The organism is Trichocoleus sp. DQ-A3 (assembly GCF_039961975.1).
Lineage (GTDB): Bacteria > Cyanobacteriota > Cyanobacteriia > Cyanobacteriales > FACHB-T130 > FACHB-T130.
Window position 1 is genome coordinate 584,054 of the sequence record NZ_JAMPKC010000002.1, and the last position, 15,243, is coordinate 599,296.

General features: G+C 46.8%; 7 protein-coding genes. 5 read left to right on the forward strand and 2 right to left on the reverse strand.

From position 1 onward, the window contains the following. Positions 1 to 87 precede the first annotated feature (87 nt). Positions 88 to 1,719, reverse strand: coding sequence for a hypothetical protein (locus tag NDI44_RS05845; RefSeq protein WP_190412766.1), 1,632 nt, complete (start codon positions 1,717 to 1,719; stop codon positions 88 to 90). A 567-nt stretch (positions 1,720 to 2,286) separates the two neighbouring features. On the opposite strand from NDI44_RS05845, the gene NDI44_RS05850 reads away from it, so the two are divergent. Both NDI44_RS05850 and NDI44_RS05855 read left to right on the forward strand, forming a co-directional pair. Continuing rightward, positions 2,287 to 3,360 carry a peptidoglycan-binding protein gene (locus NDI44_RS05850; RefSeq protein WP_190412767.1) on the forward strand — a complete coding sequence of 358 codons (1,074 nt, stop codon included), beginning with the start codon at positions 2,287 to 2,289 and terminating at the stop codon, positions 3,358 to 3,360. Positions 3,361 to 3,532: 172 nt separating this feature from the next. Next, positions 3,533 to 3,982 (forward strand): hypothetical protein, encoded by a 450-nt coding sequence (locus tag NDI44_RS05855; RefSeq protein WP_190412768.1) that lies wholly within the window; start codon positions 3,533 to 3,535, stop codon positions 3,980 to 3,982. Between the two features lie 58 nt (positions 3,983 to 4,040). Here NDI44_RS05855 and NDI44_RS05860 read toward each other — a convergent pair whose 3' ends face one another. Continuing rightward, positions 4,041 to 5,075 (reverse strand): S-layer homology domain-containing protein, encoded by a 1,035-nt coding sequence (locus tag NDI44_RS05860; protein WP_190412769.1) that lies wholly within the window; start codon positions 5,073 to 5,075, stop codon positions 4,041 to 4,043. A 96-nt stretch (positions 5,076 to 5,171) separates the two neighbouring features. On the opposite strand from NDI44_RS05860, the gene topA reads away from it, so the two are divergent. The 3 genes from topA to NDI44_RS05875 all read left to right on the forward strand — a co-directional run bounded on the left by topA (position 5,172) and on the right by NDI44_RS05875 (position 15,153). Next, positions 5,172 to 7,382 (forward strand): type I DNA topoisomerase, encoded by a 2,211-nt coding sequence (gene topA / locus NDI44_RS05865; protein WP_190412770.1) that lies wholly within the window; start codon positions 5,172 to 5,174, stop codon positions 7,380 to 7,382. A 1,016-nt stretch (positions 7,383 to 8,398) separates the two neighbouring features. Further along, positions 8,399 to 12,634: a type I polyketide synthase gene (locus tag NDI44_RS05870; RefSeq protein ID WP_199304835.1), complete on the forward strand. Its 4,236-nt coding sequence runs from the start codon at positions 8,399 to 8,401 to the stop codon at positions 12,632 to 12,634. Between the two features lie 119 nt (positions 12,635 to 12,753). Then, positions 12,754 to 15,153, forward strand: a complete 2,400-nt coding sequence (locus NDI44_RS05875) for an SDR family NAD(P)-dependent oxidoreductase (RefSeq protein ID WP_199304836.1) — start codon at positions 12,754 to 12,756, stop codon at positions 15,151 to 15,153. Positions 15,154 to 15,243: the final 90 nt, after the last annotated feature.

Here is a 15,243-nt window from a genome sequence, read left to right on the forward strand (position 1 = left end):
CCAGAGAGATTAAAGGTTCCTACTTTCGATCTTAAGCAGGAACCTTGGGGATGGGATGCCTAAGCCCACCCCGACCTCAGATTGCTTTTAGTAACTCGCCCTGAGCATCCCGCTGAAGATATTAAAGTTCTTATCAATCAAACCGATTAAACTCTGAGCATTAGAGAGCGATCGCGGTGGGTTAGAAATCAGCGTATCTAAGGCAATCAAGCGATTAAAATCAACTTTGATGTCACCAGTCCGCTCGGTTTTCCCATCGCTTTCATAAAACTTGACCCCCGCCTTCTTGTGCATAATCTCAATCAACTCCTGCGCCATGATGCCATAGCCAATGGTAGTGGGATGAAGACCATCCAAAGAGAATAAGCCGCCTTGAGTGCGACCTGTTGCATCAGATTTAAAAAAGCGGGAATCTGGTACAGGTGAAAGTGCCTGAAGCTCAGGTGGCAACTCGTACTGACCACCCACTTCATCCCACCAAGTCGGTCTGGCTTCGGGGTCTTGAATATAGCGCCTGGATGCCAAGCGATCCAACAAGCCAGCCATTTCAAACAGATACCAATCTCTACCTTCCTGTCGAGCCTGAAGCACCGCCTCGGTTATAGAGTCGTTGTACTGGTCAATGGCACTATCAATGGCTCGTGCTTCTTCCTCTAGCAAGTAGGGATGCTTATTGGGATCGAAGTCTTCTTCGGTAAGCCAAGGCAAGGAGTAGTAAGGGAAGTATCGAGATCCCGGCTTAGCTTTTTTCCCTTCATTGTCTTTATTGATACCACGGGCAAAAGGAAGGATGGTGATGTGAGGAACCGTTGCCAAGATTACATGGCGAGCACGGATTTGCTTAACTTCCTCAACCAGCTTGTCCAGTTCAGCCTTAAAGTGAATCGGACGCCAGACAGTATAGCGATCGTTGACCGCCATATCGTCATAACCTTCAGCAGTCCAAGCTGCCTTAAATGTCAGAATACTACCCAGCGCATTGTTGCCACCGATGATAACAAGCAGCGTTTCAATGCCGTTACCATCGCTTTCTTGCGTCCCCTCAGCGCCCAGTGCTGCCGCCGCTTGCAGTGGTGTCAGCGCGTTGCCTTGTGCATCCCGCGCCGAATTCAAAACTCGGATAGCAGCGCGTTCGTTATGGTACTCAACAACCTGCCGGAGATAATCGTCTTTGGGCGGATTTTTCCGAATGATGTCTAGGCAAATGTCCGCAGTACGCGACAGGGTATTCCGCAAATCCCAACCATAGACCGCCAGGTTGTGATTAATCCCTCGTTGAATTGGGAAGCGGGAGCCTGCGTCACGTTCCCAATAATCCTCTATATCGTCCATGTAGTGGCGTATAAACAACAGCGCTGGAGCGAAATCCAACCAGTTGATATCACCAAACTCCCGATCGAGTTGTCGAGCCAGATGTTCTAGGTTCAGCGGAAATCCATCTCCTGGGCCGTCGTAGGTGGGATAACGCATCTGGTTAGACCAGCCCATTTCCTTGGCAATCATCATCGGATAGGAGAGGCTAGTATTAAAGATTGCCCCACTTTGAAAGCCGTGAGAGAGAGAGTCCCCAATCGTGACTAGCCGATGCTTAGGAGTTCCTTGTCTACTCACTTCAACGGCAATGCCCAGACTGGGATCTGTAATGGGTTTTCGCGCCTGTGCCTGAATAATTACATCGTCTGGCGTGCGATCGCGCATTCGATTTCCAGAGTCTGCCATAAAGTCTCCTTATTAAAAAAAGCGAACATTCGTTACCAGATGCTCCACAACCGATGAGATAAAATCCGGAATTTGTGTTAAATCAGCAGCGGTTTCAAATTAGCCGGTAGAATCTCTAAGACGATAAGATTCAATTAAATATTGTAGCAATTTGTAACAATATTTAAATCTTTTATTTGAAAACTGGACAGAAGATTAGGTAGAGGTTTTACTATAAAAGCCACCTCAAGTTCAAGAAAATTTAATTTCATAAAAAAGCCAGATAATTAATTAACTATTAATTATCATAAGTTGGAGGATTGATTTTAGGCATAATGTATTTTCCAAAATGTAATTATTAGAATTAAATAAGAAAATAGACAGAAGATGGAAATAATAACTAAAGTTATATTATCGAAACTTATTAAGCATTAAGTTATAAAATGCAAGTGTATCGCACAAGCAGTGTAACTCTCATCTGCTGCGTTCTTTTGTAGCGTTAAAATAGCACAAAAGCTAGACTTGCTCGATGGCTTTTTCTTGGCTAGTTAACAGAAAAGTTAGCAATACTGAATTCAGGTGGAATCTATGGCTTTTAATATCAGTGCGCTGAAATTACCTACACTCAAAATGGGCTCTAATGGAGCAGCAGTCAGTGCTTGGCAAAGCTTTTTAAAAGAGGCTGGTTATCCGATAGGAACCGTTGATGGAGACTTTGGCAAGATTAGCGATACAGCTACCCGTAGTTATCAGCAAAGGAATAACTTGCCGGTTAATGGAGTTGTGGATAATACCACCTACACCAAAGCTTTGAGCGACGGTTTTCTTTATAAAGTTCCCAATCTTACGGCAGCAATGTTGCTTGCTTATCTGCGCTTTGGCGAGGCAGAGGTTAAAGATTTACAAAAGTCTTTGAATACTATATTGGTTCCCGACTTAACCGTAGATGGAGACTTTGGAGCTAGAAGTAGCCAAGGGTTAGCCCAAGCTTATCTCCAAAGAGATGTGCGCTTGCGTGATGAATTGGAAAATCTACTTTCTGCAACGACTAAGCAGAAATTAGGCGCAGATTTTATCCCAGCAATGGATATCCTCAACGCCTATGCCAAAAGAATTCGATTTCGCTTGAGTGGTCCGCATTGGTATGACAACTTTCCGACTAGCCGCTCGATTTCTGATTTAGCTTCGCCTTTCCGAGAAAAGGTAGCAGCTTTTCAAAAAGCTTTAATTGATGCGGGTGCCCAAACCATTATTGCCGCTACCTATCGACCTCCACAAAGAGCTTATATGATGCACTATTCGGCTCGGATTAGTCGAGGAGAAATCAGAGCAGAAAATGTACCAAATATGGCGGGAGTTGACATTGAATGGGTACATTATACGAACGCTGTAGCTGTGCAAGCTGCACAACTGATGGTAGATGAATTCGGGATTGGGGGGAATCCGGTGGCTCTAAGATCTCGCCATACTGAAAGGCTAGCCATCGATTGGAACATTACCTGGGAAGGAATTCTAAAAATAAAAAAGAGAGATGGCACCCTGGTGAATATTGGCGCTCCCACGAATGGTGCCAACAATACGGCTCTCTATAGTGTGGGTGCATCTTATGGCGTATTTAAGCTAGCAAATGACCCGCCCCACTGGTCAGTTGATGGTCGCTAAGGCTGAGGAGTTTTTTGAGTTAAGATTTTGAGTTTAGATTGTAGAGACGCGATTTATTGCGTCTCTATTTATCGATAGTTCAGAAATTTAGATTGGGCAACAGTAAAGCAAAATGGTATGAAAACAAAAGGTAAACTTTGCTGATTGCCGAACATCTACCCAACTGAGAGCTATGCAAGTTCAAAGATTTGACCTTAGCGCGGTTATCATCCGCACTACTGCGATCGCTCTACTGGCATTAATCGCTGGCTGTTCATCCGATCCATATACAGAATCAGCACTCCAGCCAACCAAATCCTCGAATCGCGCCGCTACTACAGCAGAAGTGGGTTTAGCACGTCACTTGAAACGCACCAAAGCCAAATTTTACGGTGCATATTGGTGCCCTTTCTGCACAAAACAGAAAGAACTGTTTCCAAAAGAGGCGCTTGGCTATATAAACTACATTGAGTGCGATGCGGGCGGTAAAAATCCGCGTCCAGACCTCTGCACAAAGGCAAAGATCAAAGGCTTTCCCACTTGGGAAATTAAGGGGCGGCGTTACTCAGGTCTGCTTTCTTTAGAAGAACTCGCCGAGCTATCCGGGTATAAAGGCGATCGCAACTTCCAAAACCGAATTTGATGCGTGTCGCCAAACGCTTCGCTCAAACGAACAATGCCATGCCCCTACGATGGTTCCCTCATTGTGGCTGCACAACGGCTGGAGAGGAAATTGGTTGTGCTTGTCCGGCTTGTACGAGAGCTTGATAAATTGCAGCAGCCACCTCAGCACGAGTCGCCGCTTGATTCGGTTTGAGCAAGTTTTGATTCGGATAGTTAATCACAAGACCGGCTGCTGTAGACGCTGCGACACCTTGGGTCGCGTACTTAGGAATCTCCTTAGCGTCTTGATAAGTCTGCAAAGCTTGAGCCGGATTGGACGGTGGTTTCAGCCCTAAGCCGCTAGCAAGCGCAACCAAAACTTGCGCTCTCGGAATTTCTTGGTTTGGGAGAAACCGATTTCCCGGATATCCTTTCAAAAAACCCGTTGCCACAGCTTGCTTGATTCCAGCTTCAGCCCAGTACCCAGAGGGGACATCTTTAAAATTCAGAGCATTCTGAGCCGGTTTTTGACCAAAAGCTTTCCGCAACGGAGCCGTAAATTCCGCTCTCGTGATCGGTTGATCGGGGCGAAAAGTGCCATCGGTGAAACCCGCGAGGATGTTGCGCTCAACCAGCGCTTGAATGTAAGGACGCGCCCAGTAATTATCCGGAACGTCGGAAAAGTCGATCGGTTTAGCTGGTGCAGAAGCTGTGGGGGCTGGTACGGGAACAACCGCCGCTGGGGCGGAAGGCGCGGGTGGTGCTGCGGGAGCGACTGAGGGCGCTGGGGCAGAAGGCGCGGGTACGGGTACGGGAATCGGGACGCTTCTCGATACCGTGTTTGGATCGTCGGGTATGAGTAGCGTTGAGTTTGGGTCGCTCGGTGAAGCAGAAGGTGCCGGAACCGTTTGCTGGGTGGGCGATTCTCCGGGTATCACCGTTGGTAGCGGCGCTGCTGGCTTTGGACTCGCCGTGGCGTCAGGAGTCGGCAATCCGGTCAAATTCAACCCTGGCTCCCTTCTACCAATTGACCAGAAGAAAATCGTGCCAATCACGCCGAAGGCAACAACAATGCCAATCAACTCATCAAAGCCAAGCCGAGAGGAACGTGGATCGGGGGGAGGTGATGTCATTTACCTGAGTTCATGCAGCAAGTAGCTTATACCCTAAAATGCCTAGCTAAGTCATCCTTCTTAAAGCAAGAATTAAAAATTTTTGGAGGACAGAGTATGAAACTTGTTTTAATTGAAAGTCCTGGCAAACGGCAGAAATGGCAGAAAAGCCTTGGTTCTGGCTACCGAGTGATGGCAAGCATGGGTCACGTCGTTGAGCTGGCTAAAGACGGGGAAGATGCACTGGGATTTGACCTATCAGGCGATCGCGTTACTTGTCGATTTGTCCCCCGTGGCGACCGAGGCAAAAAGGTTCTCACAGAATTAAAACAAGCCGTCAAATCAGCAACCGAAGTCATATTTGCGACAGACCCAGACCGGGAAGGTGAGGTCATTTCTTGGCATCTGGCACGAGAACTCAAGGTAAAAAATCCCCGGCGAGTAGTGACGAGCGAAATTACAGAAACTGCGATTAAAAAAGCAGTGAGCAAACCCCGTCCCCTCGACCAGAACTTAGTAGATGCAGCTCTTCTGAGGACGTGTCTCGACAAGCTAGTTGGCTTCAGAGGCTCCCCTCTGGTTTGGTCGCTCAAAAACGGAGCCAAGTCAGTCGGTCGGGTTCAAAGCGCAACCTTGCACCTATTATGCGATCGCGAGAGAGCAATTACAGCCTTTGTCCCTGAAGATTACTGGTCTGTTTACGTTGACTACGCCGAGGGGTTTCGAGCCTTTTATGCCGGACAAGTGAATCGTTCCGATGAGCCTGAAGTAGAGGAAACCGATGATTCTGAGTCTCCTGACAGCAAAAAAGCTGCTGAAGGAACCAGAGTGACAACACAAACTCAAGCGGATCAACTGGTAGCGATGGCGAAGAGTCATCCGCATCAGGTAGTCAGCACCCAAGGTAAAGTGAGTTTCAAAAAACCACCCGCCGCATTTACTACCAGTTCCCTTCAGCAAGCAGCAGGAGCGCGTCTAAAGCTGAATCCAGAGAAAACAATGCAAGTGGCGCAAAAGCTGTACGAACAAGGATACATCACCTATATGCGTACAGATAGCCCAACTTTATCTGAGGAGTTTTGCGCTTCGGTGCGGAAGTATCTGGAGCAAAATGACCCAGAGAATGTCCCCCAAAAGACGACTGTTCGTAAAAGTGCAGCGCTGTCCCAGGAGGCGCACGAGGCAATTCGACCGACAGAGATTACCCGGCTACCATCCGTCATTAAAGCAGAGTTAACACCCGAAGAAGCTGGATTGTATGATTTGATATGGCGACGCGCGATCGCTTCTCTCTGTCAACCAGCGCGACTCCTGAAGACGAAAATTGTCACGAAATCTGGTAGCGTTACTTGGCAAGCTTTGGGTCAGGTGCTACAGTTTGAGGGCTATCTGCGCTACTGGCGGGACATTGGCTCAGACCAAGTGTTGCCGACGCTGAAAGAGGGGCAATCGCTTACCTGTACCCAAGCGGGTGCCGATCAGAAGCAGACAATGCCACCACCCCGCTATTCTGAGTCTAAGTTGATTCAGGTGATGGAGAAACAGGGGATTGGGCGTCCTAGCACCTATGCTCCGATGGTAAAGACTTTGAAAGAGCGGGAGTATGTGGTTCTGAAGAAGGCGTTGCTCGTTCCGACCCAGCTAGGGATGGAAGTTGATGAGTTTTTGGGTCGGGTGTTGCCTGAGCTGATTCGTGCAGATTTCACGGCAAAGATGGAGCGGGAATTGGATGCGATCGCTCACGGTAAGCTGGACTGGCAAAAGTATTTGACTAGCTGGAACCGCGACTATTTTGCCCCAGCACTCAAGAAAGCCGGGGCAAAAATTCCCGTTTCTATGCCGACTGTAACGAATCCAAGCCGAGTTAAGGTCACTCCACCTGTTTGTGAACCCCCGGATACTCGCACCGATACTAGCACGGAGACTCGGTCTGAACTTACTAATATTCGGTGTCCGAAATGCAAACATCCAATGACGAGGGTTTACTCGAAGTCTAAAAAACTTCAAACAGACCATTTTTTGAGCTGTGATGAGCGCAATAATGGCTGCGGTGCTGTAATGTTTTTTAACGTATCCACGCTAGAGTATGAATTGCCTGACGCTAAGCGGAAAAATCCGCCGCGTTCTGACAAGCCTTCTCAGCATTCTTGTCCGATTTGTGGCTCTTCCCTAGAGCGTTACAAATACACCAAAAATGGTCAAGATAAGGTGATGTTGCGTTGCTCTAACCCGAAAACCAAACAAAATAAATGCAAAGAGGTAGCCTTCTTTGAGAGTAAAAAAGGTAACTGGTGGTCGCCAAAATTTGGCGAGCTTGGCGCGGAGTAATTCAGTAAGAATGCGTAGCTATACCTGTGGCTTAGTTTCTTGATTTACAAAGCGCCTAATTGAAATACGTTGTTTGCTTGTGGTTTAAGGGTCTGGCGTGTACGCAATCATTATTAAGTTTTAACTAAAAAATAAACGCCAAGTCAGTCCCCCAATCCCTCAACTTGAATTGCCTTCTATTGGAGATATATTTTAAACTACAGCAAAACCATTCACAAAGAACAGCGGCATCTCAACACTTTGGTAGTTGCCCTTACACATAGCTGGAAATAAAATAGCTATGTGTAAGCATACTTTGGTTGGCATCAGTAGTTAATAGCATCACATTTATTTAAAGGTTTTCTTCATACATAACAATAAATATAGCTAAATTTAAAGTGATAGCAGACCTTATTTTTACTACAACGCTTAATAAATTTAAAAAGTATTTTTGTTGTTTTAACCGTTGTTTTAATAAAAAGTTGGACAAGAGAAACTTACCTATTTTTTTATAAATTCTAAAATCAAAACTAAAATAAATACACTCTTTTACCTTTTCAAATTGAATCAAATTTAAATTGCAAAAAATTGAAACCTGTAGTTTCAGCGTACTTGCGATTCTAAATTACCAATTTTAAATACTCTAAGTTTTACTGTGCCTGGGTTTTAACCCCTAAAAATTTTTTTAACCACGATCCCTTAGCTTTATACCCTGTACCCAAGGCTGGGTAGGGAATCTCAAAAAAACTGTTTATTATACCATAAAATTTCAACCATAAGAAAATTTGTTAAAATAGTTAACTTGCTTCAAGGGACTGAAATTGCTATTATTTAAATTCCTGATTTTGCCTATCTCCGTGCAGCCTACAAAGCTTTCGCCCAAGCTGAGAATATAAAGCTGGGTGTACCCACTCGTGTGAAAATAAACAGCAAACTTCCACAGGTTTAAATTGAGTGGATATACAACTACACTAAAGCGGAATAACTTGGTATCATAACCCTTTGAACCAGGAACGTCACTAGCGTCAGGTTGAGGAATGAAGTCTGATAAATCATTGATAAACAACAAAATTAAGCGGCAACTGCAACAAACACCAGTGGCGATTATCGGAATGGGTTGCATTTTTCCGCAAGCCAGGACTCTAGAAGAGTATTGGGAAAATATCATTACAAAAACCGATTGTATCTCTGATGTTCCTCCCTCACGCTGGCGGATTGAGGACTACTACGATCCAGATCCCAAGGCACCGGATAAGACTTATTGCAAACGAGGCGGATTCATCCCGGATATTGATTTTGATCCGATGGAATTTGGGCTGCCTCCCAATATTCTAGAGGTGACAGATGTCGCCCAAATGCTCTCGTTGGTAGTTGCCAAACAGGCAATGGAAGACGCTGGTTACGGTGAATCCAGAGATTTTAATCGGAAAGGCACAGGCGTCATTCTGGGCGTAGGGGGCGGGCAGAAACTAATTACGCCGCTAACTGCCCGTTTGCAATATCCCGTTTGGGAGAAGGTTCTTAAAAACAGTGGTGTATCTGACGAAGATACCCAAAAGATTATTGAGAAGATAAAACTTGCCTATATCGGCTGGGAGGAAAATTCTTTTCCGGGCATGTTGGGGAACGTGATTGCCGGACGAATTGCCAACCGCCTAGATTTAGGAGGAATTAACTGTGTTGTAGATGCAGCCTGTGCCGGGTCATTAAGCGCCCTGCGGATGGCTTTGAGTGAATTGACCGAGTATCGTAGCGACATGATGATCGCGGGCGGTGTGGATGCCGACAATTCGATCTTCATGTATATGTGCTTTAGTAAAACGCCTGCCTTTTCTAAAGAAGGGAATTCCCGTCCCTTCGATATAAATTCCGACGGGATGCTGTTGGGTGAAGGCATGGGAATGATGGTTCTCAAGCGGCTTGAAGATGCCGAACGAGATGGCGATCGCATTTATGCCGTCATCAAGGGAATGGGCACCTCCAGCGATGGCAAATCTAAGAGCATTTATGCTCCTCGTTCGGAAGGGCAAGCCGTAGCGTTGCGTCGAGCTTATGAAGATGCTGGATTTGCACCCTCAACAGTCGGTCTGATTGAAGCTCATGGTACAGGAACCGTCGCTGGCGATCCGACAGAGTTTGCAGGCTTAAATGAAGTTTTTAGCCAAAACAACTCCCAAAAACAACATATTGCCTTGGGGAGCGTTAAGTCTCAGATTGGACATACCAAAGCAACAGCAGGTGCAGCCAGCCTGATCAAAACGGCTTTGGCTTTGCACCACAAGATATTACCCCCGACGATTAATGTCACCCAACCCAACCCTAAACTTAAAATAGAAGACTCACCCTTCTATTTGAATACCGAAACCAGACCCTGGCTTGGCATTGATGATGAAACGCCAAGAAGAGCAGGGGTCAGTGCGTTTGGCTTTGGAGGCACGAATTATCATGTCGTCCTCGAAGAATATCAAAGGGAACATCAACAGGCTTATCGTTTACACAGTACGCCAGCGACCATTCTGCTGGATGCTCCAACAGTAGGAGAATTATTGGCGAAGTGTGAAACCCTAGAGTCGCAATTAGCAAGCGATCGCGGCACACAACATTACACAGAACTTGTCAGCGCTGCGAGTTTAAAAATTCCCGTTGCCTCAGCCAGAGTGGGATTTGTCGCCACCTCTGCCGCAGAAGCCCGTGAATTATTGCAGATTACGATTGACTTACTCAAAAACAAACAGCAAGCCCAATCGTGGGAGCATCCTAAAGGAATCTATTACCGCAAAACTAGCCTGAACCCCCAAGGGAAGGTAGTGGCGCTGTTTTCGGGGCAAGGTTCGCAGTATTTGGAGATGGGTAAGGAACTTGTCCTTAACTTCCCTCAGCTTCGCCAAGCTTACAGCGATATGGACAAATACCTGGGCAAGAATGGGTTGCCACCCATTTCCCAAGTCGTTTTCCCGTGTCCTGTTTTTGACAACGCCCAAAAGGATGCCCAAATTGCGGCATTACAACAGACCGAAAATGCCCAACCCGCAATTGGTGCCTTGAGTTTTGGTCTCTACAAGATTATAGAAGAGGCAGGGTTCAAGCCTGATTATGTGGCAGGGCACAGCTTCGGGGAACTGACAGCACTATGGGCGGCGGGCGTTCTGAATGACGAAGATTACTTTTTCCTCGTCAAAGCCAGAGGTCAAGCGATGGCATTCCCCGACGATCCAAAAGTTGATACCGGCATGATGCTGGCGGTGAAAGGGGATATTTATAAAGTCAAAGAAGTTGTCGAGAATTTCCCCAAAATCACCATTGCCAACTGGAACTCTAACAATCAGGTGGTATTAGCGGGGGCGAAGGGAGAAATCGCCAAAGTCCAGCAGAAATTGGAGCAGCTTGGGTATTCGGTTGTTTTACTACCCGTTTCCGCAGCTTTCCATTCACCGTTTGTCGCTCACGCTCAAAAACGGTTTGCAGAGGTGCTGGATCGCGTTACTTTTAATCAGCCGAAAATCCCGGTATACTCCAATACAACCGGAAATCTTTATCCAGACAATTCCCATACCATCGGACAAACCTTAGCTGCACATATTGTCAATCCTGTGCATTTTAAGCAGGAAGTTGAAAATATTTACGCAGCCGGGGGATATTTCTTTGTCGAAATTGGCCCCAGGAATATCCTGACCAATCTGGTGAAGAATATCCTCGAAGATCGACCCCATTTAGCGATCGCCTTGAATGCCAGTAGCAAAGGAGATAGCCAGCGCCAGTTGTGCGAAGCCTTTGTTCAGTTGCGCGTGGCTGGCTTGTCTTTAGATAACCTCGATCCTTACCTAGTTAAATCAAAAACATCCAATTCTCAGCAAAAGAAGAGATTGAATGTGCCTTTAAACGGCGCTAACTATGTCAGTGAGAAAACCAAAGCTGCTTTTGAACACGCTTTGCAAAACGGACACCAAATCAAGGGAAATCCAGAAAGGGAAAACAGGAATGGGAAATTGACACAGGAGCCGAAGAAATCTTTAGCCCCGAAACCAACACCACACATCGCCCCAATCCCTACCCCTCAACCCGTAATTCCCGTACCCGTAATTCCCCAAGTCAAAATGCCAGAGCCGATACCAGTTCCACCCGCAACCAAATCAGAGGCGCAACCCATGCAACAATCTTCTGTAAATAATCAGGGTCTTCTAGAAAGTTTAGAGCGCAACATGATGCGCTTTCACGAACATCAAGCTGCCAGCCAGCAAGTTCACGAACAATACCTGAAAAATCAGTTGGAATATTCCCAAAGATTTTTCCAGCTCATGCAGCAACATTATTCTCTTTTGGGGGCGGGTAATGGTGCGAATGGGTCAGTTGTGAATGGTCAGGCGTCAATCGCGCCGGTTCGGAACTTTGAGCAAGGACAAAACGGACAAGGAACCTCTGACAAACCACAGTATTCGGTTGTTTCCCCTACTGCCACGACTGTCGTACCGACACCCGAGAAGCTGATACATTCTGGGCTAGCTGCCCCAGAAACCGTCCCTACAGCGGTGCCAGTAATTTCCCAACCCGTTTCCAGCAATGGTTCGCAGGCAGCCCAGGCTCGCTCAGTAGAGACAAACAGCGTTTTAACTCAAATCGCTCAATTAGAGCCAACAGAAGTTGCGCCCTCTTTCATCGAAAATACCCCTAGTGCGTCCGTAATCGCGCCGGTGGATTTGACCCCCCTGATTCAAGCGCTGTTAGAAGTAGTCAGTGAGAAAACTGGCTACCCCACGGAAATGCTAGAGCTTTCAATGGACATGGAAGCGGATTTGGGGATTGACTCGATCAAGCGGGTGGAAATCTTGGGAGCAATGCAGGAGTTATTCCCTGATTTGCCGCCGGTGAATCCAGAACAGCTAGCCGAACTCCGCACCCTCGCTCAAATTGTTGAATATATGGGCAACAAAGCGCCATCAACAGAGGTCGAGGTTTCTGCTCCAGCGGCAGCAGTTTCAGCGAAGGCAGAAAACGGATTTGTCTCCCAGGAGAAGGCGAATGCTCTGATCCAATCCCTGTTAGAAGTAGTCAGTGAGAAGACTGGCTACCCCACGGAAATGCTAGAGCTTTCGATGGACATGGAAGCAGATTTGGGGATTGACTCGATCAAGCGGGTGGAAATCTTGGGGGCAATGCAGGAGTTATTCCCTGATTTGCCGCCGGTGAATCCAGAACAGCTAGCCGAACTCCGCACCCTTGCTCAAATTGTTGAATATATGAGCCAGGAATCGCGGGTGGCTGAAAAAAAAACTTAACCCCAGAATCGCAGCAAGTTGAAGCTTCAGATGAAGCTTCAACTGAAGCTGAGCACAAGATTCAACGCGGTCGGGCGAGGCTCCAACCTCTAAGTGAGGCAGATTATCTGGATTTCACCTTGCCCGACCATCACATTTGTTTGCTGACCGATGACGGTAGCCCTGCCAGTATCAGATTGGTCAAGTCTCTTTCAGACCGAGGGTGGAAAGTGGTTGTATTAAGTTTCCCCGAATCTGTTATTGCCCAACGGCTACCGTTACCGGGAGGAATTAACCGTGTGGTGCTGGCAGATTTGAGCGAGGAGCATTTGAAACAACAGCTGATGGCGATCGCGCAAAACTACGGCTCCATTGGCGCGTTCGTTCATCTGCATCCCTCAATTCAAGAAAGTCTTGGGCAGGAATCGGAAAGAGCCATCCTCAAGCATATTTTTCTGATTGCTAAGCACCTCAAAAAATCCCTGAATGAAGCAGCACGTCAAGGACGCAGTTGTTTCCTCACCGTGAGCCGCCTGGATGGGCAATTCGGTTTAAGTCGCAAAACAGAGTTTAGCGCCATTGGTGGGGGGCTGTTCGGCTTGACGAAAACCCTCAACCTGGAATGGGAACGGGTGTTTTGTCGCGCCATCGATTTGAGTCCCGCTTTCGATGAAGAATTTGTCGCCCAATCGATTGTCGCGGAACTTCACGACCCCAATCGGTTGATTACCGAAGTCGGGTACAGTTCCCAGGGGAGAACCACCCTGGTAGCCGAGATGTGTAGGGTTAAGAAGAACGCTCGCGGCACAACACATCAAATTACTCCATCCTCGGTGTTTCTCGTCAGCGGCGGTGGACGCGGGATTACTTCCCAGTGTGTCATCAAGCTAGCGCAACGCTACCGATGCAAATTTATCCTCCTCGGTCGCTCAAGCATCAATCCGGAGCCAGCATGGGCAAAAGGCTGTGTTGATGAATTTGATTTGAAAAAGCGGATTATGGCAGATATTACTGCACGAGGAGAGAAACCCACCCCAATCAAAGTCCAAAAGACACTGAAGGGGATTTTAGCCCAACGAGAAATCGCCCAAACGCTGGAAGCGATTGAGCAAGCGGGTGGGAAAGCAGAATATCTCAGCGCCGACATTACCGATGCGATCGCTTTAAAGGAAAAACTAGCAGATGCCGTCCAGCGTTTCGGAGCGATCTCCGGAATTCTTCATGGCGCTGGCAATTTGGCAGATAAATTAATTGAGAATAAATCCGAACAGGATTTTGAAGCCGTTTATACTGCCAAAGTCAAAGGATTGGAAAATCTGCTGAGTTGTGTCAATCCGAATCAAATCAAGCATTTGGTGTTGTTCGCTTCAGCCGCTGGGTTTTACGGAAATATTGGTCAATCGGATTATGCGATCGCCAATGAGATTCTCAATAAATTTGCCCATCACTTTAAGCGCCTCCATCCCGAATGTCACGTAGCTTCCTTTAATTGGGGACCTTGGGATGGCGGGATGGTTACGCCTGAGTTAAAACAGATTTTTGCCGAACGCAAGGTTGAGGTAATTCCCGTTGAAGTGGGAACTCAGATGCTAGTTGACGAACTAGATTTTGGCGAACGGGAAACGGTACAAGTCTTAGTGGGGAGTCCTCTGGTAGTCGTGTCTGGAGAGCTAGATTCAGAACTCCGGACTTACCAAATTCATCGAAAATTAAACCTGAAAGCAAATTCCTTTTTGCAAGATCATGCGATTGGTGGTCAAGCGGTATTACCAACCGTTTGTGGTTCAGTATGGCTTGCCAATGTTAGCGAACAGCTATATCCTGGCTACAAGTTTTTTAGCTGCGAAAACTTCAAAGTCTTAAAAGGCATTGTTTTCGATGAAACATTGGCAAGCGAATACATCTTGGAAGTGAAGGAAGTCAATAAATCCCAGAACGAGCAGCTCGAACTCGCAGCGACAATATGGAGTGAAGCGGAACCCGGAAAACGCCGCTATCATTACAACGGGCAGGTGAAACTCCTGAAAGAAATTCCGGAAGCTCCCACTTATGAATTTGATGCAACTCAAAGTCAAGAGTTTGCGTTCCTATCGCCTTATCAGGATGGCACCTTGTTTCATGGCCCTAGTTTTAAAGGGGTCAAACAAGTTTTAAATATTACGCCAGAAACCCTGACGATGGAATGTGTTTTACCCCAAATCACTGAAGAACAGCGGGGACAGTTTCCGGCACAGGCATTCGATTTTGTCGCCAAAGATGTGCAATTTCAGTGCATGTTAATTTGGGTAAGGCATTTTTATCAGGCGGCTAGTCTCCCTTTACGCTGCCAGAAAGGAGAGCATTTCCAAATGATTCCCTTGGGTAAACCATTTTACGTGTCGATGGATGTCATTTCTAGCAATGAGACAAAGTTAGTGGCGAACATCACTTCCCACGATATCCAAGGAAAAGTTTACTCGCGAGTATTTGGGGCAGAAGTGACGATTAGCAAACAACTGAACCGTCTATTCTTTAACTCAGAAAAAGTAGGAGTTAAGTAATGGCGAGTTAAGAAACCATTCAGCGTGCTGTAGTAGCGATCGCTGCTACAGCACGCTGGCTAGAGCTTATTTAAAATAAAGTAGTTTTTT